General features: G+C 69.1%; 17 protein-coding genes. 6 read left to right on the forward strand and 11 right to left on the reverse strand.

The genetic code is table 11. The features are described 5' to 3' along the window. Window positions 1-64: 64 nt before the first annotated feature. From NF556_RS17085 to NF556_RS17100, 4 genes are all read right to left on the reverse strand, one after another. Complete coding sequence (locus NF556_RS17085) at window positions 65-1,024, reverse strand: electron transfer flavoprotein subunit alpha/FixB family protein (protein WP_252592281.1); 960 nt, start codon at window positions 1,022-1,024, stop codon at window positions 65-67. 26 nt (window positions 1,025-1,050) lie between these two features. After that, a complete protein-coding gene (locus tag NF556_RS17090; protein ID WP_252592283.1) occupies window positions 1,051-1,833 on the reverse strand; it encodes an electron transfer flavoprotein subunit beta/FixA family protein in 783 nt (260 codons plus the stop codon). 80 nt (window positions 1,834-1,913) lie between these two features. Further along, entirely contained in the window at window positions 1,914-2,660 is a 747-nt protein-coding gene (locus NF556_RS17095; RefSeq protein WP_252592285.1) for a hypothetical protein, read from the reverse strand. Beyond that, window positions 2,657-3,037, reverse strand: a complete 381-nt coding sequence (locus NF556_RS17100; protein ID WP_252592287.1) for a PadR family transcriptional regulator — start codon at window positions 3,035-3,037, stop codon at window positions 2,657-2,659. The genes NF556_RS17095 and NF556_RS17100 overlap by 4 nt, the downstream gene beginning before the upstream one ends. 132 nt (window positions 3,038-3,169) lie before the next feature. Here NF556_RS17100 and NF556_RS17105 point away from each other — a divergent pair, with 132 nt between their 5' ends. Continuing rightward, window positions 3,170-3,529, forward strand: a complete 360-nt coding sequence (locus NF556_RS17105; protein WP_252592289.1) for a VOC family protein — start codon at window positions 3,170-3,172, stop codon at window positions 3,527-3,529. A gap of 15 nt (window positions 3,530-3,544) precedes the next feature. Here NF556_RS17105 and NF556_RS17110 read toward each other — a convergent pair whose 3' ends face one another. Continuing rightward, window positions 3,545-4,342, reverse strand: a complete 798-nt coding sequence (locus NF556_RS17110; RefSeq protein WP_289781761.1) for an alpha/beta fold hydrolase — start codon at window positions 4,340-4,342, stop codon at window positions 3,545-3,547. Here NF556_RS17110 and NF556_RS17115 point away from each other — a divergent pair. Further along, entirely contained in the window at window positions 4,272-5,054 is a 783-nt protein-coding gene (locus NF556_RS17115) for an LLM class flavin-dependent oxidoreductase (protein ID WP_252592293.1), read from the forward strand. The genes NF556_RS17110 and NF556_RS17115 overlap by 71 nt on opposite strands. A gap of 1 nt (window position 5,055) precedes the next feature. Here the strand turns inward: NF556_RS17115 and NF556_RS17120 are convergent, their stop codons facing one another. Together NF556_RS17120 and NF556_RS17125 are read right to left on the reverse strand one after the other, a co-directional pair. Further along, window positions 5,056-5,862 (reverse strand): enoyl-CoA hydratase/isomerase family protein, encoded by an 807-nt coding sequence (locus NF556_RS17120; RefSeq protein ID WP_252592294.1) that lies wholly within the window; start codon window positions 5,860-5,862, stop codon window positions 5,056-5,058. Then, the gene (locus tag NF556_RS17125) at window positions 5,859-6,449 is read right to left on the reverse strand and encodes a hypothetical protein (protein WP_252592296.1); all 591 of its coding nucleotides are present in this window, start codon (window positions 6,447-6,449) and stop codon (window positions 5,859-5,861) included. The genes NF556_RS17120 and NF556_RS17125 overlap by 4 nt, the downstream gene beginning before the upstream one ends. Before the next feature lie 34 nt (window positions 6,450-6,483). On the opposite strand from NF556_RS17125, the gene glgX reads away from it, so the two are divergent. Continuing rightward, window positions 6,484-8,595 (forward strand): glycogen debranching protein GlgX, encoded by a 2,112-nt coding sequence (gene glgX, locus NF556_RS17130; protein WP_252592298.1) that lies wholly within the window; start codon window positions 6,484-6,486, stop codon window positions 8,593-8,595. On the opposite strand, the gene NF556_RS17135 is transcribed toward glgX, so the two are convergent. From NF556_RS17135 to glgP, 4 genes are all read right to left on the reverse strand, one after another. Next, the gene (locus NF556_RS17135; protein WP_252592299.1) at window positions 8,561-8,929 is read right to left on the reverse strand and encodes a hypothetical protein; all 369 of its coding nucleotides are present in this window, start codon (window positions 8,927-8,929) and stop codon (window positions 8,561-8,563) included. The two genes, glgX and NF556_RS17135, sit on opposite strands and share 35 nt — an antisense overlap. A 124-nt stretch (window positions 8,930-9,053) precedes the next feature. Continuing rightward, window positions 9,054-9,380 (reverse strand): hypothetical protein, encoded by a 327-nt coding sequence (locus tag NF556_RS17140; protein WP_252592300.1) that lies wholly within the window; start codon window positions 9,378-9,380, stop codon window positions 9,054-9,056. A 335-nt stretch (window positions 9,381-9,715) separates the two neighbouring features. After that, a complete protein-coding gene (locus NF556_RS17145) occupies window positions 9,716-10,645 on the reverse strand; it encodes a hypothetical protein (protein WP_252592301.1) in 930 nt (309 codons plus the stop codon). 248 nt (window positions 10,646-10,893) lie between these two features. Then, window positions 10,894-13,476 carry an alpha-glucan family phosphorylase gene (gene glgP, locus NF556_RS17150; protein ID WP_252595843.1) on the reverse strand — a complete coding sequence of 861 codons (2,583 nt, stop codon included), beginning with the start codon at window positions 13,474-13,476 and terminating at the stop codon, window positions 10,894-10,896. 69 nt (window positions 13,477-13,545) lie between these two features. Here glgP and NF556_RS17155 point away from each other — a divergent pair, with 69 nt between their 5' ends. From NF556_RS17155 to glgB, 3 genes are read left to right on the forward strand one after another with little or no spacing between them, the layout of a single operon-like run. Beyond that, the gene (locus tag NF556_RS17155) at window positions 13,546-15,606 is read left to right on the forward strand and encodes an alpha-1,4-glucan--maltose-1-phosphate maltosyltransferase (RefSeq protein WP_289781762.1); all 2,061 of its coding nucleotides are present in this window, start codon (window positions 13,546-13,548) and stop codon (window positions 15,604-15,606) included. After that, window positions 15,606-17,312, forward strand: coding sequence for a maltose alpha-D-glucosyltransferase (gene treS / locus NF556_RS17160; protein WP_252592303.1), 1,707 nt, complete (start codon window positions 15,606-15,608; stop codon window positions 17,310-17,312). The genes NF556_RS17155 and treS overlap by 1 nt, the downstream gene beginning before the upstream one ends. Before the next feature lies 1 nt (window position 17,313). Beyond that, complete coding sequence (glgB, locus tag NF556_RS17165; RefSeq protein WP_252592305.1) at window positions 17,314-21,291, forward strand: 1,4-alpha-glucan branching protein GlgB; 3,978 nt, start codon at window positions 17,314-17,316, stop codon at window positions 21,289-21,291.

The following is a 21,291-nucleotide window of genomic DNA, read 5'->3' on the forward strand; positions in this document are numbered from 1 at the left end:
CCTGACACAGAGCGGCCCCGGTGCTCAGTGAGCGCCGGGGCCGTTCCGTATGCCGTGGGGCAGGTCAGCCCTTGCGGGCCTGGACCTCTGCGGTGGCCTGGGGCAGCACCTGGAAGAGGTCGCCGACGACGCCGTAGTCGACCAGCTCGAAGATCGGGGCCTCGGGGTCCTTGTTGACCGCGACGATCGTCTTGGAGGTCTGCATGCCGGCGCGGTGCTGGATGGCACCGGAGATGCCGGCGGCGACATAGAGCTGCGGGGAGACCTGCACGCCGGTCTGTCCGACCTGGTTGGCGTGCGGATACCACCCGGCGTCGACCGCGGCACGGGAGGCACCGACAGCAGCACCGAGAGAGTCAGCGAACGCCTCGACCGGGTTGAAGTCACCGCCGGTGCCACGACCACCCGAGACCACGATCGCGGCCTCAGTCAGCTGCGGGCGACCAGAGGCGGCCTTCTCCTTGCGGTCCACGATCTTCGCGGCGGTGGCGCCCTCGGACAGCGACACGGACACGACCTCGTCGGCGGCGGCACCAGCAGCCTCCTGGACCGGGATCGAGTTGGGCTTGACCGTGATGATCGGGGAGCCCTTGGACACCGAGGACGTCACGGTGTAGCTGCCGGCGAAGACGGACTGCACGGTGCGCACTGCGCCCCCGTCACCGGCCTGGACGTCGACGGCGTCGGTGATCAGGCCGGACTCGGTCTTGATCGCCAGGCGGGCGCCGATCTCCTTGCCCTCCGAGCTCGACGGCAGCAGGACCGCCGCGGGGCTGGTCTGGGAGACGAGCTGGGCCAGGACCTCAGCGGTCGGGGCCACGAGGTGGTCGGTGACCGCAGCGTCCTCAACGCGATAGACCTTCGCCGCGCCATACTGCGCCAGCGCGTCCTTGGCGGTCTCGAAGCCGGTGCCGACGAAGACGGCCGACGGCTCGCCCAGGCGGGCGGCCGCGGTCAGCATCTCGGCCGTGGTCTTGCGGACATTTCCGTCGACGTGGTCGACCAGAACAAGCACTTCAGCCATGGTGGTTTCTCCTTCTTCCGGTCGGATCAGACGAACTTGCGGGAGGCCAGGAACTCAGCAAGCGCCTTGCCGCCCTCGCCCTCGTCGGTGACGATCTCACCGGCAGCGCGCGGCGGACGGGCCTCCACGCCCTCAACGGTCGTCCAGGCAGCGGCCAGACCGACCTGCCCGGCGTCGACGCCGAGGTCGGCCAGGGACCAGGTGTCCACCGGCTTCTTCTTGGCGGCCATGATCCCCTTGAACGAGGGATAGCGCGGCTCGTTGATCTGGTCGGTGACCGACACGACGGCCGGCAGTGAGGCCTCGATGGTCTCGCTCGCCACGTCACCGTCGCGGCGGATCCGGGCGGTGCCACCCTCGACCGTCAGCTCGGAGGCGAAGGTCACCTGCGGCAGGCCCAGGCGCTCGGCCAGCATGGCCGGGACGACAGACATGGTGCCGTCGGTGGAGGCGATGCCGGTGATCACCAGGTCGACCGGACCGATCTTCTTGATGGCCTCGGCCAGGATCAGCGAGGTCGCCGGGGCGTCGGAGCCGGCGATCGCGTCGTCCAGGATGTGCACGCCCTTGTCGGCGCCCATCTGCAGGGACTTCTTGATCGCGTCGGCGGCGTCGTCCGGACCCATGGTCAGGACCGTCACCTCACCACCGTCCCCCGCCTCGTTCACGGACAGGGCCGTCTCCACGGCATACTCATCCAGCTCGGAGAGCAGGCCGTCCACGGCCTCGCGGTCGGTGGTGTTGTCCGGCTTGAACGACCGGTCGGACTGCGCGTCCGGCACGTACTTGACACACACGACGATGTTCACGTGTCGATCCTCATCGTTGGGGGTGGGTGGTTACCTAGTGGTCATCTTCGCACTGCCCGGCCGGGCTGCACCAAACCGGGTCAGCTCACGGCGCGGAAGATCACGTCCATCCCCAGCACCAGCAGGGTGAGGAAGGGGAAGATGAAGGCGGTCAGCCACTGCAGCGTGGTCCGCCCGGGGGCGGGCTGGCGCGGGTCGAGCAGCTGATCGGGCTCGGCGAAGTCGGCCCAGGTCAGCACCACCTGCAGGGCGAGCGCCAGCACGCCGACGGCCCCCACTGCACCCCAGGCGAACTCGGCGACCGTGTCCCGCAGCAGTGCCTGCGGCACGATCAGCGCGATCAGCACCGCGAAGGGCAGGACAAAGGTCAGCCACCCGTGGCGCACCAGAGCCAGCACCGGGCCGGACCGCAGCGCGACCACCAGCGTCAGCACCAGCGCGAGGCCGACGGCGACCAGATCGCCCTGGGTCACGGCGACCTGCGTCCCCTCGACCCAGGCGCCCACCGCACGAGGCACCGCGACCAGCCCGAAGAGCCCGAGGACCAGACCGATGACTGTGGCTGGCCGGAGCCGGAAGGTGCGGGCGGGAGTGCCGTCCACCAAGGACCTGCTGTATGCCGCGGGGTCGCCGAAGGCGTCCTGCGCGCTCTCCCCCGACTCGGCACAGTGGGTGTCGACGACGGCGAGCGCGTCGCCGATCTCGGCGCCGGTGCGGTCGGCCAGGCGCTGCTCGAGGACGAAGGTGTCGCGCCAGGACCGGTCAACGTGCGGGGTGCTGATGTCGACGCCGCCCGTTGCGGTGGTGTCGGGGTTCGGCTGCTTCATGGTCGTTGCTGTCCCTTCGAGACGGCCTGGTTGGTCAGTGAGACGCTCTGGTCGGTCAGTGCTCTCGTGATGTCGGTGAACTCGGCCCAGCGGTGGGCCTGGCGCTCCGCCTCTGCGTGCCCCTCGGGTGTGAGCGCATAGAACTTGCGGCCCGGGCCACCCTCGCCGGGGCGCCACTCGACCTCGACCCAGCCGGACTGCTCAAGTCGGCCGAGCAGCGGATAGAGCGTGCCGCCCTTGACTGCGCCGAGGCCGGCCTCCGCGAGTTCGGACGCGATGGCATAGCCGTAGGTCGGGCCATCACGCAGGATCCGCAGGGTGCAGACGCTCAGCACCCCCCGCAGCCACTCGCTGGGCCACTCCTGTTCTGGATTCACAACTAGATGATGTCACTGACTAGTCAGGCGCGTCAACTAGTCTCCCGAAAAAATATAAAGGTCTCGCACGCCCTTCCCGGATTTTCGTAAAGGTCTCGCACGGCTGTCGGTGGTGGCTCCTACGGTCTGGAGATGACACAGACTCATCACGCGATCGACTACATCGAGATCAATGTCAGTGACCTGGCCGCGGCCCGCGACTTCTACGCGCAGGCCTTCGGGTGGATGTTCAACGACTACGGCCCGGCCTATGCCGGGATCCAGGCCCCGGGCGGCGAGGCCGAGGTCGGCGGACTCAACGCTGGGGGCACGCCCGGCCCCGGTGGGCCACTCGTCCTGCTCTACTCCGACGACCTGGACGCCAGCGTCACGGCGGTGGAGAGCGCCGGCGGTCGCATCCTGCAGGCGCCCTACGAGTTCCCCGGTGGGCGGCGCTTCCACTTCGCGGACCCCAGCGGCAACGAGTTGGGCGTCTGGTCGGCCCACTCGTGACCAGGCCGGTGGCACTCAGCCGGCAGGCAGGTGCGCCGCGATCGTGTCGGCGAGCAGCTCTGGCGCCGCGACGTGGGCGATGTGGTCCTGACCCTCCAGCACCAGCACGTCGACGCCGAGGGCTCGCTGGAAGGCCGCGACACTCTCGCCATACGGCGGGCGGTGGACCGTGTGCTCCCCCGCGATCAGGGTCACCGGGACGCCCAGCTTCCCGTAGTCCGCCCACGGTGGCTCGAAGGCCGCGATGGCCTCGAGCTCGGCAGCGGCTGGGCCGGCAGGCTCCACCAAGGGCGCCCACGCTCGTGTGGCGCGCAACCGCGCGACGTGCGCCTCGGCATACCCAGACACTGCCGTGTTGATCAGGGCGACCACCGCGTCGAGGTCGCCTGCATCAGTGGCTCGTCGGATCGCTGCCCGCGCGGCGTCATCGGCAAAGGGGCGCGCAACCGGGTCGTAGAGCGTCAGCGAGGCAGCGGGTGCCCCCTGGCGCACCGCCTCGGTCGCGATCAGGCCACCCAGGCTGTGGGCAACGACGTCCACCGGTCTGGGGAGCGTGCTCACCCAGGCCAGCAGGTCATTGACCTCGGACTGCACGGAGTAGGACGCGTCGGGGTCGGTGCTGCCACGTCGCCCGCGACGGTTGGGCACCAGGAGCGGGCGTGCAGGCTCGAGGCGCTCGGTGACCTTGCGCCAGGCCGGTGCGTCGGCCAAGCCGCCGTGCACCAGGACGATCGGCCTTCCCGTGCCCGGCCGAGAGCGGGCCGTCAGTTTGGCGGCGACATCGCGAACGGCCCGGACAGCACGCCGCTGCACCCGGCGCCAGTGGTGCGGGAGGTGCTGGCCGAGGGACAACTGGCCGACCGGTTGGGCCTGGACTTCTTCGGCGCACGAGCGCTTTGCGACGGTCGACGCCCTCTCTGGCGGTCGGGCCGAGATCACCGTCGGGCGCGGGTCTGTCATCGAGTCCTTCCCGCTCTTCGGCTTCGCGCTTGAGGACTACGAGGTTCTGTTCTCCGAGAAGCTCGATCTCCTGGCGCACCTGCTCCCTGAGGCGCCGGTCCGCTGGGAGGGCACCACGCGGCCGGTCGTGGTGGCGATCATCGGTGGCCCAGCACGCCAGTTCGCTCCCCTGGTCGACCTGTACCGCCGGGCCCTGAAGCAGGCCGAGCAGCCTGAGTTGCCCGTGGGTGTGCACTCACCCGGGCACGTGGCGGCGACCGATGAGCAGGCGGTGGAGGAATACCTCGACCCGTTCGTCGACTACATGAACCGCCTGGGTCGCGAGCGCGGCTGGCCCCCGATGACGCGGGACCACGCCCTCGAGCAGCTCGGCCCGAACGGCACGGCCTACGTCGGGTCGCCGGAGACGGTCGCCCGCAAGATCGCGGACACAGCGCGACTGCTCGGGCTCACCCGGTTCCAGCTGAAATACAGCATGGGTCACCTCTCGCACGCGCAGCGGCTGGAGTGCATCCGGCTGTATGCCGAGCACGTCGCCCCTCGCGTGCGGGAGCTGCTGGCCTGAGTTACTTCGCGGTGAACTTGGCCTTGCCGGGACCGTCCTGCACGAACGAGGTCATCCCGATCTGCCGGTCCTCGGTCGCGAAGACGCCAGCGAACAGCATGGCCTCGATCGCCAGGCCGGTGTCCAGGTCGGTCTCGATGCCCCGGTCGATGGCCTCCTTGGCCGCCCGCAGGGCGTAGGCCGGACCACTGACGTAACGGGCTGCGCGGGCGCGCGCCTCGGCATACACCTGGTCCGGCTCGACCACCTCGTCGACGAGCCCGATCGCCAGGGCCTCCTGCGCGTCAACCATCCGGCCACTGAAGACCAGGTCCTTGGCCTTGGAGGGGCCGACCAGGCGCGGCAGCCGCTGCGAGCCACCGGCCCCGGGGATGACGCCCAGCAGGATCTCGGGCTGGCCGAGCTTGGCGTCGCTGCCGACGATGCGGAAGTCGGCGCACATCGCCAGCTCGCAGCCGGCGCCGAGGGCATAGCCGGTGATCGCAGCGATGGTCGGCTTCGGGATGTGCGCGACCGCCTTGAAGCACTCCTGGATCACAGCGGCGCGGTCGACCATGTCGGTGTAGGACATGGTCTGCATCTCCTTGATGTCCGCGCCGGCGGCAAACACCTTCTCGCCGCCATAGATGATCACGGCGCGAACCTCGGCATCGCCGGAGACGATGCCAGCGGCCTCACCGAGCGCGTCCTGCACGGCGGTGTCGAGCGGGTTCATCTTGGGACGGTCGATGCGGATCGTGCCAATGCCGTCCTCGATCTCGACGCGGACGTGCTCGCTGCCGGTCGGGATCGTGCGGATGTCGCTCATGCCTGACCGCCGTCGCCCTGGGGCTTGCTGCGGCCCAGCCCCTCGGACAGCCACGGGCCGACCTTGGGGGCCTCGCCGTCGGTGACCGCGTCCGTGTCGCCGGAGACGACGTCACCGGTGCCGCCGGCCGCGATGTCTTCCTCGCGCTTGGACTTCGCGGTCACGTTGCGGTGCCACAGGGCCACGGCCTGCAGGAGCATGCTGACTGCGATCTGCACCTTGGGCTTGGGGTTCTCCTTGGGCGCGATCACCTGCTCCACGCTCAGGACCAGGTTGCCAGCAGCAATCCCGGCCTTGACCAGGTTGACGCCCAGGGTGATGTCGTTGCATCCGTTGAGGCGGGTCTGCATGTCGGCCGGGACGGTGTCGGCGATCTGCCACTGGCCATAGATGCGTAGGATGTCGACCTGGCCACCGGTCAGCGAGCGCGCGAACAGCTGCTGCTCCTGGGCGGTGAACTTGACGTCACCGTCGGAGTCGAGGTCGGGCTGGAGCTTGAGGTCCTGCAGCGCGTCGAGGACTCGCCCGCGCAGCGGGTGCTCCTCGGGGGGCGGGGGGAAGTTCGGCAGAGAGGTGGGGTCGGTCATGGTTCTAACGTAACCGAGTCCCTAGGCTGCGACCATGCCCGTGCCGCACCGCCGCCCAGATGTGCCCCCTGCCCTCGGTGTCACCGTCCACAACGGCACGGCCGACGTGTCCGTCCTGGCGGCCCACGCCGACGCCGTGGAGCTGTGTCTCTTTGACGAGGAGGGGGCCGAGCGCCGCGTCGCGCTGTCCCGCAACGCCTATGGCATCTGGTGGGATGTCGTCGAGGGGGTGCGCCCCGGTCAGCGCTATGGCTTCCGCGTGCACGGGCCTTGGGCACCTGAGCAGGGGCACCGGCACAACCCCGCCAAACTGCTCCAGGATCCGTATGCCGGGGCGATCGTTGGCGAGGTCCGCTGGGGTCCGGAGGTGTTCGGCCACGCCGTCGATGACGGGTGGAACGGCGACGGTGCCGTGCGGGACGACCGGGACAGTGCGGCATACGTCCCTCGCTCGGTCGTGGTCGACCACCGCGCCTTCGACTGGGGCGAGGACCGCTCCCCTGCCCACTCGTGGACCGAGTCGGTGATCTATGAGGCGCACGTGCGCGGCCTGACGATGCAGCACCCCGGCATCCCCGAGGAGATCCGCGGCACCTATGCGGCCCTGGGGCACCCGGCCGTCGTCGAGCACCTGCGTGGGATGGGAGTCACCACGCTCGAGCTGCTGCCGATCCACGCGTTCACGCACGAGCCGCACCTGGTCCGCGGTGGGCTGGTCAACTACTGGGGCTACAACACGATGGGTTTCTTTGCGCCGCATGCGGATTATGCCGCGGCTTCGGACCCGCAGGGCGTGGTCGACGAGCTCAAGGGCGCGATCAAGGCCCTGCACGCCGCGGGCATCGAGGTGATCCTCGACGTCGTCTACAACCACACCTGTGAGCAGGGCAACGACTCCGGTGCGACGCTGTCCTGGAGGGGGCTGGACAACGCGACCTACTACCGCCTGGACGAGCGTGGGCACGACATCGACGTGACCGGCTGCGGCAACACCGTCGACCTGCGCCAGCCGCTGGTCGCCAAGATGGTGCTGGACTCGTTGCGGCACTGGGTGACTGAGTTCCACATCGATGGTTTCCGGTTCGATCTGGCCCCGGCGCTGGCCCGCGGCCGCGACGATGCCTATGACCCCGACCACGCCTTCCACGTGGCGCTGCGCACCGACCCCGTGCTGTCTCGGGTGATGCTCATTGCCGAGCCCTGGGACGTGGGCGTGCACGGCTGGCGCACCGGGCAGTTCCCGCCGCCCTTCGCCGAGTGGAACGACCGTTTCCGCGACACGGTGCGCACCTTCTGGCTGCCCGACACCGCCCGGGCACTGCACGGCGAGACCGGACACGGCGGTCGCGAGCTGGCGACCCGGTTCGCCGGGTCGGCCGACCTCTATGCCGGCGGCGATCGGGGACCGATCGCCTCGATCAACTTCGTCACCGCTCACGACGGGTTCACGCTGGCTGACACCACGGCATACGAGCAGAAGCACAACGAGGCCAACCTGGAGGACAACCGGGACGGCCACGGCGACAACCGCAGCTGGAACCACGGGGTTGAAGGGGGCACCGACGACCCCGAGATCCTGGCCGCGCGGCGCCGGTCGGTGCGCAACCTGCTGGCGACCAACCTGCTGGCCGCCGGGGTGCCGATGATCACTGCCGGCGACGAGTTCGGGCGCACGCAGGGCGGCAACAACAACGCCTACTGTCAGGACAACGAGATCAGCTGGCTCGACTGGGCCTCCGCCGACCTCGACCTGGTCGCGACGACCACCCGGCTGCTCGAGCTGCGCCGCGCGCACCCAGCGCTGAGCCCGACGGAGTTCCAGACCTTCGACGCGGTGCCTGGCCGGGTGCGGCTGCGCTGGTTCGACACCGACGGCGAGGTGCTGACCGAGTCCCAGTGGAACGACCCGTGGTTGCGGTCGCTGGCGGCACTCCTGGAGGCCGAGGAGGATGCCGCGCTGGTGGTGCTCAACGGAGGCCTGGAGGAAGTCACGTTCGCTCTGCCCGAGCCCGGGGGCTGGCAGCTGGCCTGGTCGAGCTCCTGGGAGCGACCGCGGGACGGTGAGCGCGTCGGCGAGGCGCTCACGATGTCCCCCGGCGCACTCGCCGTCCTCACTGCGAGCGTGTCTCCCGCTCGAACACGCTGAACCACAAGAGGTTCGAGTCGACGCGGTCGAGCGCCTCCGCAAGTTCGTCGGGAGCGCGCAGCAGCACCAGCTCGCGGGAGTAGCACCCCGTGTCGTCATTGACCCCGACCCCGCCCGCCAGGACATAGGGCGGAGACTCGGGGAGGAGGTTCCGCTCCAGTTCGGCGAGGAGTTCCATGAGTCCAGAGGTCTCGTCCAGCACGGTCGCGAGTTCAGCTCCGTGGGGACGCTCGTGGTTGGCGGCATGCCACGAGATCACGGACAGGTGGTCCGAGGAGCGCTCGCCGGTCACCGTCACAAAGGCTCCCGGAGGCGGGAGGTCCTCTCCAGACAAGGCGGATCCGTAGGTGCGGAATGATGTGAGGTCATCCTGAGGTCCTCCGGGCAGGCCACACGGGACAATGAGCGGTCCATCCAAAGCAACGCGCCCAGTCATCTCAAGCAGGTTCATCATGACGTCAAATGTATTCACGGACATAGAGATGGTAGAGCCCCGTGTTCGGTCCCGATGTGACGTAATCGCAGCGATAGTTCACGATGGTTGGCTCCGTGGCCACGAGGCCCGCTCCCGTCGCCTCGCACTGGCCTAGGGAGGTGTAGTAGCCCCAGGGCAGCCAAACGAATCCGCGCTGCTCAATCGGCGTTGCACCGCTCCCGAGGGCCTCAATGTGTGCCGAGGATGCTGCCTGCGCCGCGTAGACTCCACCGACCCACGGCGTTGCGGCGAAAACTCCGCCGCACAGCACCGCGGCCAGCATAGATTGGAGGCGTTGAGGCCACTTCATGACAGGAGAGTAGGGCATCGTTCGGTGGGGTGCAAGAGCACAGAGCTAACGCCAATTTGAGGTGCTCCTGGCCGGCATGTACGCGTTTCACGGGTGGCCGGCCCGTGAACGTCTGGTTGATCACGTTGGCCCACGGGCATCCTGCCTCAGGGTCGGGCTGGGCCTAGGTAACGGTGCGGAGCACAAGGCAGCGCTCACCCGAGCCTGCACCCAGGCGGGGGCGCTCGCGGACGAGGTCACGGGCCCCGTGACCGACGTGAGCAACATGACTATCGACGAGGCGTGGCTGAGCGACGCCCTGGACCAGTTGGCGCAGGCCAGCGGTCATTAGCACGTCACCACCAGTCGTCGACCTCGGGACATCTCCAGGCGTCCACCCGTTGGTCTCGGGCGCGGGCGCGCGCATAACCATCGAGCAGCAAGTCCTCGACCTTGTCGCGGTCCTCTTTGCGGATCTCGACCACGGTGATGTTCATCGACTCGAGCCGTGTGGTGCGGGCCTCATCCAGCTCGGGAGCCAGGTCCATGTCGTGCCAGAACCCCTGGTACTCGGCCGCGAGACCACTCTCTCGATCAAACAGGTCGACGCGCCCGACGAAACGATCGAGCCGATCGTGCACCGGCTGGTTCGCCACGGGGACCGGCAGTCCGGCACTGAGCCAGTGGAGGCGCATCTCGCTCTCGGGGACGGACTCCGCCCGGGCACTGATGTGCGACACGAGTTCCCGGACGTTGTTCAGGCGGTGCAGACCGCCCAGGGGGGCGATGAACTCCGCGAACTCTGCCTTGTCGATCAGTCCGAAGCGTGCCGACAGGTCCAGCATGGCCAGGCGCGTCGGCTCAGAGCGCACCCAACGAGCCAGATCCAGCGCCGTGCGCAACGGGTTCGTCACGACCAGGGGCCCACACTGCACACGCTGGGCCTCGGGAACCCGGCTCCGGCGAGGCCGCAGTCCCTCGGTCTCGTACGCGCCAGCATCGTCGGGCACACAGACGTCCACCCGCCGCAGCGTGTCCGGCCCAGCCATCCCGTCGATGAACTCCGGCGGCACACCGTGCACGACGGCCGCGGCCCATCCGGAGAGAACCGACCCCTCGGGCGCCCTGGCCCACGCCGCGTGGATCCGGATCAGCCTCCGGTCCTCCGGTTCATCGCCTACGAGCCGGAGCCCGGCCATCCCCTCAACCCGGGGAAGCCGATCAATCCCGCGCCTCGGCATACCGTCGGCCAACAGCTCGGCCGTCCTGCGAATCTGGAACGTCATCAAGCCACCTCCTCCGAGCGAGCCTGACCGATCCGATGTATGCCGTCACGCGCCCGAGTGGATCTGTGGACAAGAGAGGTGGCTGGCCCAGGGGTGTGGTCGGCAGGCGACCGCAATGTCGCCTCGAGGGGCGTGACGCAGCGCGCGGGGAGGTGTACGAGACCTCTATTTTTCTGCGGGCAGGGTGTACGAGACCTTTATCTTTTTCCGGGCAAGGCGTGCGAAACCTCTATCTTTTTGCGGGGGGGTCAGGCGTTGGCGACCAGGCCCAGCTCGGCGTCGGCGGCCAACTGCGGGTGGGCGGGCAGCGCCCGCACGGTCCAGCCGAGGCTGCCGGTGCGGGTCAGCTCCAGCTCGCCGTCGAAGCGGTGCCGCCCGTTGTCATAGGACTCCACCGGCTCCAGGGTGCTGGTCTCGACCTCGGTGAGCTCGTCGGTCTCCGAGGCCCGGCCGAAAGCCACCTGCACGCTCACGTCCTCCGGAGAGAGGCCACCGAGCGCGAGATAGGCGTGCACCCGCACCGTCTCACCGATCTGCGGGCTGTCGCTGACACCCTCGGCCTCCACGTGCTCAACACGCACGGACGGCCAGGCGGCACGGATGCGCTCGACCGCACCGGCCAAGTCACGGGCACGGGCATAGTTGTTCTCGCGCACGGCCCAGCCGGCACGTGCGGCGGGCAGATACAGCGCCCGGGTGTAGTCGCGCACCATCCGATCGGCCATCACCTTCGGCCCGAGCGTGCCCAGCGTGTGCTGGATCATCTCCAGCCAGCGCGTGGGCAGGCCGGCCTCGTCGGTGTCATAGAAGGTCGGCACGACGCTGTTCTCCAGCAGGTCATAGAGCGCCGAGGCCTCCAGCTCGTCGCGGCGGTCATCATCGACGCCGTCAGCGGTGGGGATCGCCCAGCCGTTCTCGCCGTCGAACCACTCGTCCCACCAGCCGTCCAGGATGGACAGGTTCAGGGCGCCGTTGAGGGCGGCCTTCATGCCGGAGGTGCCGCACGCCTCGAACGGGCGCAGCGGGTTGTTCAACCAGACGTCGCAGCCCGGATAGAGCCGCTGGGCCATCGCGATGTCGTAGTTGGGCAGGAAGACGATCCGGTGGCGCAGCTTGTGGTCGTCCGTGAAGCGCACCATCTCCTGGATCAGCCGCTTGCCGGTGTCGTCGGCCGGGTGCGCCTTGCCGGCGATGACCAGCTGCACGGGGCGGTCGGGGTCCAGCAGGATCTTGGCCAGCCGCTCGGGGTCGCGCAGCATCAGGGTCAGGCGTTTGTAGGTCGGCACTCGCCTCGCGAAGCCGATCGTGAGGATGTCTGGGTCCAGGACTTCATCGATCCAGCCCAGCTCGGCGGAGGTGGAGCCGCGCGTGCGCATGGACTTGCGCAGGCGGGTGCGGGTCTCGGCCACCAACTGCTCGCGCATCTCACGCTTGGTCGCCCAGATCCGATCGACCGGCACCTGCGACACCTTCTCGAAGGCGGTCCCGTCGGTCAACGCCTCGGGGCCCATGAACTCGGCGGCCAGGTCGAAGACCTTGCGGTCCACCCAGGTGCCGGCGTGCACGCCGTTGGTGATCGAGCCGATCGGCACCTCGGCCTCGTCGAAGCCCGGCCACAGGCCCTTGAACATGCCGCGGCTCACCTCGCCGTGCAGCACGGAGACGCCGTTGGCCCGCTGGCCCAGGCGCAGGCCCATCACGGCCATGTTGAACACGCCACTGTCCCCGCCCTCATAGGTCTCCGCGCCCAGCTCGAGCAGCTTGTCGAGCGCAACGCCAGGCAGCTCGGCGGCCCCGCCGAAGTGCTGGGAGATCTGGTTGACACCAAACCGGTCGATGCCGGCGGGCACCGGGGTGTGGGTGGTGAAGACCGTGGAGGCCCGCACCGCGCGCAGCGCCTCCTCAAAGGACAGGTCCGCGCCGGAGACCAGCTCGCTGATCCGCTCCACGCCCTGGAACCCGGCGTGGCCCTCGTTCATGTGATAGACGTCCGGCTCCGGGGCACCGGTCAGTCGCGACCACAGCCGCAGCGCCCGGACACCGCCGATGCCGAGCAGCATCTCCTGCTGCAGGCGCTGGTCACCGCCGCCGCCATACAGCCGGTCGGTCAGGTCACGTTTGCTCGCGTCGTTGCTCTCCACGTCGGAGTCGAGCAGCAGCAGCGGCACCCGCCCGACCTGGGCCCGCCACACGTGGGCGTCCAGGTGTCCTTCACCGGGCATCGCCAGGGAGATCACGGCCGGGGTGCCGTCCTCCTCGCGCAGCAGCGCCAGCGGCTGGTCGTCGGGGTCCAGGACCGGATAGGACTCCTGCTGCCAGCCCTCGGCGTTGAGCCGCTGGCGGAAGTAGCCGCTCTTGTAGAACAGGCCGATGCCGACGATCGGCACACCGAGGTCGGAGGCGCTCTTGAGGTGGTCGCCGGCCAGGATCCCGAGGCCGCCGGAATACTGCGGCAGCGCGGCGGTGATCCCGAACTCCGGGGAGAAATAGGCATAGGCCTGCCCGAACCCGCCGGCCTCCCCTCCGGCCTGCGCCTCCTGCTGATACCAGCGCGGCTCGCTCAGATAGCGCGTCAGCCCCTCGCCCGCCTCGCGCACGCGCTGCACGAAGGCCGGGTCGCCGGCCAGCCGGTCCAGCTCGTCGGGCGTCAGTGCGCTGAGCATGGCCAGCGGCTCGCGGCGGCACTCGGCCCACTTCTGCGCGTCGATGCTCTCGAACAGGTCGAGCGTCGGCGGGTGCCATGACCAGCGCAGATTGAGCGCGAGGTCGTGCAACGGGGACAGTGCGTCGGGCAGGACGGTGCGCACGTGGAGTCTGCGGATGGCCTTCACACCGCACAGGGTATGCCGTGGTGCCGGTGTGTCGTGCACGCGCACCTCCCGACCGGTAGCGTCGGCCTCGTGAGCCAGACAACAGCCAACGGCAGCAACCAGTCCGTGCTCGCCCTCGTGGGCCAGACGCCCATCGGGCGGATCCCGGTGCAGAACGTCCGTCCGGCCGTCGACGGTGGCGCCCGACCGACAAAATCTGTGGTCAACGAACTGTTCGCGATCACCGCCACCGTCTTCCGCGAGGGCCACGACAAGGTCAACGCGACGGTCGTGCTGACCGACCCCGACGGCGTCGAGCACCACATCCGGATGCACCTGCTCAACCCCGGACTGGATCACTGGGGCACCACCGTCTTCGCCGACCGCGAGGGCATCTGGAGTTATCGCGTCGAGGGCTGGTCCGATCCCTATGCCACCTGGCACCACGACGCCACCATCAAGGTGGAGGCCGGGGTCGACGTGGAGCTGATGCTCGAGGAGGGCGCCCGCGTGATCGAGCGCGCCCGCGACGAGGTGGAGCGCTCCCCCGAGGACGGGCAGCTGCTCACCGAGGCGGCGGCAGAGCTGCGCGACACGGGTCGCCCCGTCGGGGAGCGCCTGGCCGCGGGCACTAACCTGCACGACCTGTTGACCCACGCGCCGCTGCGTGACCTGGTCAGCCCCAGCCGCGAGCACTCCTGGTGGGTGGAGCGCCAGCTGGCCCTGCACGGCGCCTGGTATGAGATCTTCCCCCGCTCCGAGGGGGCCACGCAGGACCCCGAGACGGGGCTGTGGACCAGCGGCACGTTCGCCACCGCCGCCGAGCGGCTCCCCGCGATCGCCGACATGGGCTTCGACGTCGTCTATCTCACCCCGATCCACCCCATCGGTCGCACCAACCGCAAGGGACGCAACAACACCCTGGACGCCCAGGAGCACGACCCGGGCAGCCCCTACGCGATCGGCGCGCAGGAGGGCGGCCACGACGCGCTCCACCCCGACCTGGGGGACTTCGACGACTTTGACGCCTTCGTGGCCCGCGCGCAGGAGCTCGGGCTCGAGGTGGCAATGGACCTGGCGCTGCAGGCCGCCCCCGACCACCCGTGGGCCACCGAGCACCCCGAGTTCTTCACCACCCGCGCCGACGGCACCATCGCCTATGCCGAGAACCCGCCGAAGAAATACCAGGACATCTATCCGGTCAACTTCGACAACGCCCCGCCGGCCGCCTATGCCGAGGTGCGACGCATCATGCAGGTCTGGATCGACCACGGCGTCAAGATCTTCCGCGTCGACAACCCGCACACCAAGCCGGTTGAGTTCTGGCAGTGGCTGATTGCCGATGTCGCGGTCGATCACCCCGATGTCATCTGGCTGGCCGAGGCGTTCACCAAGCCGGCGATGATGCACACGCTGGCCAAGGTCGGTTTCCAGCAGTCCTACACCTACTACGCCTGGCGCAACCAGGCGGCCGAGCTCACGGAATACGTCACCGAGCTCGCGGGCCCCGCCGCGGCCTACATGCGGCCCTCGTTCTGGCCGACCACGCACGACATCCTCACGCCCTACATGCAATACGGCGGTCCGACCGCCTTCCAGGTGCGGGCTGCCCTGGCCGCGACGCTGGTGCCGACCTACGGCATCTACGCCGGCTATGAGCACTGCGAGAACGTCGCCCGCCCGGGGGCCGAGGAGCACATCGACAACGAGAAATACGAGTTCAAGAACCGCCGGTGGGACCTCGACACCGAGCACGGCGGCCGCGACGAGGCCCACGGGCGGCCCAACCTGGCCCCGTTCCTGAAGCGGCTCAACGAGATCCGCCGGGAGCACCCCGCGCTGCACTGGATGCGCAACATCACCTTCCACAGCGCCGAGGACGAGAACATCCTGGTCTTCTCCAAGCGCGGGGGCGGTGCGCACGACGGGTCCGACTCCGACGAGATCATCGTGGTGGCCAACCTGGACCCGCACGCGGACCGCGCGACCACCGTGCACCTCAACATGCCCTCGATCGGACTCGGCTGGCACGAGCGCTTCGTGGCCCACGAGCTGCTCACCGACCAGCAGTGGCACTGGGGCGATGCCAACTTTGTCCAGCTCGGCCCGAGCGCTCTGCCGGTCCACATCATCTCGGTCAGGAAGTTCTGATGCAGGGCCTGAACCTCCAGCAGCCCGGGCTCAAATACGACCCGGACTGGTATCGCAAGGCCGTCTTCTACGAGGTGCTGGTCCGCGGCTTCGACGACTCGACCGGCTCGGGGTCGGGTGACTTCAGCGGCCTGATCAACCGGCTGGACTATCTGCAGTGGCTGGGCATCGACTGTCTCTGGATCCCCCCGTTCTATGCCTCACCCTTGCGCGACGGCGGCTACGACGTCGCCGACTACACGGCCGTCCTGCCCGAGTTCGGCACGCTGCCCGACTTTCAGGAGCTCATCTCCCAGGCGCACGCGCGCGGCATACGGATCATCACTGACCTGGTGATGAACCACACCTCCGACCAACACGCCTGGTTCCAGTCCTCCCGATCGGACCCGGAGGGTCCCTACGGCGACTTCTATGTGTGGTCCGACACCGACGACAAGTATGCCGACGCCCGGATCATCTTCGTCGACACCGAGGTCTCCAACTGGAGTTTCGACAGTGTGCGGCGCCAGTTCTACTGGCACCGGTTCTTCAGTCACCAACCGGACCTGAACTTTGAGAACGAGGCCGTCCAGGAGGCCATGTTCGAGGTGGTCCGGTTCTGGATGGACATGGGGATCGACGGCTTCCGGCTCGACGCGGTGCCCTATCTGTTTGAGGAGGAGGGCACCAACTGCGAGAACCTCCCTCGCACCCACGAGTTCCTGGCCCGGCTGCGCGCGATGGTCGATGACGAGTTCCCCGGCCGCGTGCTGCTTGCCGAGGCCAACCAGATGCCCGCCGAGGTGGTCGACTACTTCGGCACCCCGGAGGCGCCGGAGTGCCACATGTGCTTCCACTTCCCGGTGATGCCGCGCCTCTACTACGCGCTGCGCGAGGAGACGGCGGCCTCGATCATCCGGGTGATGGAGGAGACTCCGCCGATCCCGCAGGGCACGCAGTGGGGCACCTTCTTGCGCAACCACGACGAGTTGACGCTGGAGATGGTCTCGCCCGAGGAGCGCTCGGCGATGTATGGCTGGTATGCCCCCGACCCGCGGATGCGCGCCAACATCGGGATCCGGCGTCGGCTGGCCCCACTCCTGGACAACTCCCGCGCCGAGATCGAGCTGATCAACGCGCTGCTGCTGAGCCTGCCCGGCAGCCCGTGCCTCTATTACGGCGACGAGATCGGGATGGGCGACAACATCTGGCTGGCCGACCGGGACGCGGTGCGCACGCCGATGCAGTGGACCCCGGACCGCAACGCCGGCTTCTCCACCGCCGACCCGGGCAAACTCTATCTGCCAGTGATCTCCAGCCTCGTCTATCACCACGCCGCGGTGAACGTGGAGGCGCAGATGGCCACGGGTTCCTCACTGCTGCACTGGGTCCGGGGCATGCTGCAGATCCGCTCGCGCCACGAGGTCTTCGGGCTCGGTGAGTTCACCGTGTGCGAGGCGGACAACCCGGCCGTGCTGGCCTACACCCGCCTGATGACCGACCCCGAGGTGGAGATCGAGGGCCGCCCCGGCGTGCTCTGCGTCAACAACCTCTCGGGCCGCCCGCAGGCTGCCCGGATCCAGTTGCCCGAGGGTCAGGAGGGCGCGGTGACCGTTGACCTGTTCGGTGGCACGGGCTTCCAGGACGTGGATGCGGACGGCTCGATCCACCTGGCCCTGGGCTCGCAGGACTTCTACTGGCTCGGCCTGACACCTCAAGGAGTCTGAGATGCCAACACTGACACCACCTTTCGCGCAGTTCCTGCCGGGATGGGTCGGCTCCCAACGCTGGTTCACCGGCAAGGGCCGCTCCCCCTCGCTGCGCCGGGTCGGCGGCTATCGGCTGGAGGACCCGGCCGGTGAGGTCGGCATCGAGGTCCATCTCGTGGCCGACGAGTCCGGGCCGAGTCCGGTGATCTATCACGTGCCGCTCACCTATCGGGGCGAGGCGGCGCCCGAGCTGCACACGGCGCTGGTCGCCACCGTCGAGCACAGTGAGCTGGGCACCCGGTGGATCTATGACGGCTGCCACGACCCGGTCTATGTCCAGGCGCTGGCCGACCTGATGCACTCCGGGGCGCACGTCTCCGGCAGCGACGAGGGCACCGACCTGACCGGCAGCGCCACCACGGCACGTGCTGCGGGGCCATGCCCGGTGGTGCGCCGCTCCGCCGTCCTGGTCGGTGAGCAGTCCAACACCTCGATCATCGTCGAGACGGGCGAGCCGGGTGAGTCCGCCCCGGTCATCATCAAGGTCTTCCGAGTCCTGCAGGCCGGGGAGAATCCCGACGTGTCCGTGCAGAGTGCCCTGGCCGAGGCGGGCAGCACCCTGGTGCCGCAGCCCGTCGGCTGGGTGACCGGCACCTGGCACGAGACCGACGGATCGTCCGCGCAGGGCCACCTGGCCTTCGCCCAGGAGTTCCTGCCGGGCGTGCAGGACGCGTGGCGCACGGCGCTGGTCGCGGCCCGCGACGAGACAGACTTCACCGACCGGGCCCGCGAGCTCGGCGTCGCCACCGCCCAGGTCCACGCGACGCTGCGCGAGGCGTTCGGCACGCAGGACCTGACGCCGCAGCGCCAGCAGGCGCTGCTCGAGGGCCTGCGCGACTGGCAGCGCCGTGCGGTGGAGGCCGCGCCCGAGCTCGCCGAGGACGAGGCCCGGATCACGGCAGCCCTTGCTGCTGCAGAGGACGCGCAGTGGCCTGCGCTGCAACGCATCCACGGTGATTATCACCTCGGTCAGGTGCTCGACGTCCCGGACCGCGGCTGGGTGCTGGTCGACTTTGAGGGCGAGCCGCTGCGCCCGCTGGAGGAGCGCTCGCTGCCCGACCTGGCACTGCGCGACGTGGCCGGCATGCTCCGCTCGTTCGACTACGCGGCCGGGTCGGTCGCCCAGGACGGCGACCTCGACCGGGCCGACTGGGCCCGGGCAGCCCGCGCTGCGTTCCTGGACGGTTATGCCAGCGAGTCCGGGACCGACCTGGAGAGCTCTGCCTCGATCCTGGCCGCGCTCGAGCTGGGCAAGGCGCTCTATGAGGTGGTCTACGAGGCCAGCAACCGCCCGGCCTGGATCGGCATCCCCGTCGCCGCCGTCCGCGCCCTCGTCACGCCCTCCCCCACCCCCGACCGAGCGCACGGTGTGGCGACATCCGACCCCCACCGAGCGCACGGTGTGGCGACATCCGACCCCCACCGAGCGCACGGTGTGGCGACATCTGGCCCCACCGAGCGCGCCGCAGAGGACACACCGGCCCCACCGAGCGCGTGGTCGAGTGGTGAGCCCGAGCCGGTTGGCGACGCCGGGGGCGGATCGACCGTGCAAAACCTCCCTGAAAATACGGGAGAGGTGAGCGAAACCTCCCCCAAAATTGGGGAGAAACCGCTCGCTGAGCGGGAGGTGGAGCTGCTGCTGCGCGGTCTGCACCGCGACCCACACTCCCTGCTGGGCGCGCACCCGCACGACGGCGGCATCACCATCCGCACCCTGCGCCCCCTGGCGGAGTCGGTGACGGTCCTGCTCGCTGAGGGCGAGCGCCACCCGATGCACCACGAGACCCACGGCATCTGGACGGCAGTGCTCCCGCGCACCGACATCCCCGACTATCGCCTCGAGGTGTCCTGGGGCGACGGGGTGGGCCACCAGCAGGACGACCCCTATCGTTTCCTGCCCACGCTGGGCGAGATGGATCGGCACCTGATCAGCGAGGGCCGCCACGAACAGTTGTGGAAGGTGCTCGGCGCCCACCTGCGCGCCTATGACGGGCCGATGGGCCAGGTGCGCGGCACGAGTTTCGCCGTCTGGGCCCCCAACGCCCGCGGGGTGCACGTGGTCGGCGACTTCAACCAGTGGGACAACACGGCCCACCCGATGCGCGTGCTCGGCGACAGCGGGATCTGGGAGATCTTCGTGCCCGGCGTCTGGCAGGACAACCGATACAAGTTCGACATCACCGGCCCCGACGGCCACCGCCGGCTCAAGGCCGACCCGATGGCCCGGGCCGCAGAGGTGCCACCGAGCTCGGCCTCGATCGTCACCCACGCCTGGCACGAGTGGGGCGACCAGGAGTGGATGGATCGGCGCGCCACGACCGACCCGCACACCGGGCCGATGAGCATCTATGAGGTGCACCTCGGCTCCTGGCGTCAGGGCGCGTCCTACCGCGACCTGGCCGAGCAGCTGACCAACTACGTCACACAGATGGGCTTCAGCCACGTCGAGTTGATGCCGGTGATGCAGCACCCCTACGGCCCGTCCTGGGGTTACCACGTCACCGGTTACTACGCCGCCGACTCCCGGCTCGGCTCCCCCGACGACCTGCGCTATCTGATCGACCGGCTCCACCAGGCGGGCATCGGCGTGATCCTGGACTGGGTGCCGGGCCACTTCGCCACCGACCCGTGGGCGCTGGCCCGGTTCGACGGCACCCCGATCTATGAGCACCCGGACCCGCGCCGCGGCTGGCAGAACGACTGGGGCTCCTACATCTTCGACTTCGGTCGCCCCCAGGTGCGCAACTTCCTCGTGGCCAACGCCCTGTTCTGGATGGAGGAGTTCCACGCCGACGGCCTGCGGGTGGACGGGGTGGCCTCGATGCTCTACCTCGACTACTCCCGCAACGACGGCGAGTGGCTGCCCAACAAGCACGGCGGGCGGGAGAACCTCGAGGCGGTGGCGCTGCTGCAGGAGACCAACGCCACGGCCTACCGCCGCAACCCGGGCGTGGTCATCATCGCCGAGGAGTCCACCTCCTGGCCCGGCGTGACGCGCTCCACGAGCAGCGGTGGGCTCGGCTTTGGCTTCAAGTGGAACATGGGCTGGATGCACGACTCGCTGGACTACATCAAGCGCCAGCCGATCCACCGTCAGTATCACCACCACCAGATGACCTTCTCGCTGATGTATGCGTTCTCCGAGCAGTTCGTGCTGCCCATCAGCCACGACGAGGTGGTGCACGGCAAGGGCTCCCTGCTGCGCAAGATGGGCGGCAGTGACCGGTGGCAGATGATGGCCAGTCTGCGTGCCTATCTGGCGTTCATGTGGGCCCACCCCGGCAAGCAACTGCTCTTCATGGGCCAGGAGTTCGCGCAGATCGCGGAGTGGGCGGACGGTCGTGGACTGGACTGGTGGCTGCTCGACCAGCCAGCTCACGTGGGTGTCCAGCACCTGGTGCGCGACCTCAACCTGACCTACCGGGACACGCCAGCCCTGTGGCAGCTGGACCACAAGGGCTCGGGCTTCCAGTGGCTGGACGCCGACGACTCCCGCGGCAACACCTTCTCCTTCGTGCGCTATGGCACCGAGGACGCGGACGGCGAGCGCCCGGTGCTGGTGGCCGCGGCCAACTTCTCCGGGTCACCGCGGACGGTCCGTCTCGGCGTCCCGCGGGCCGGTCGCTGGCACGAGGTCGTCAACACCGACGCCGACCACTACGGCGGCTCTGGCGTGGGCAACATGGGGTCGGTGACGGCCTCCGACCAGCCGCACCAGGGGCAACCGCACTCACTGACCCTGACGCTGCCACCCCTTGGCGTGCTCTGGCTCGTGCCCGCCGCGCCTGAGCCAACTGAGGCAGCCGAGGCAACTGAGGCAGCCGAGGCCCGACCCACCCAAGCCGTGACCGAGGCGAGCTCACCGGAGCAGCCAGCTGACGGCATACCGAAGCAGTCCCCCGACCCCGACACCCCGACGCCCACCACCACGGAGTAG

The organism is Ornithinimicrobium faecis, from assembly GCF_023923225.1.
Taxonomy (GTDB): domain Bacteria; phylum Actinomycetota; class Actinomycetes; order Actinomycetales; family Dermatophilaceae; genus Ornithinicoccus; species Ornithinicoccus faecis.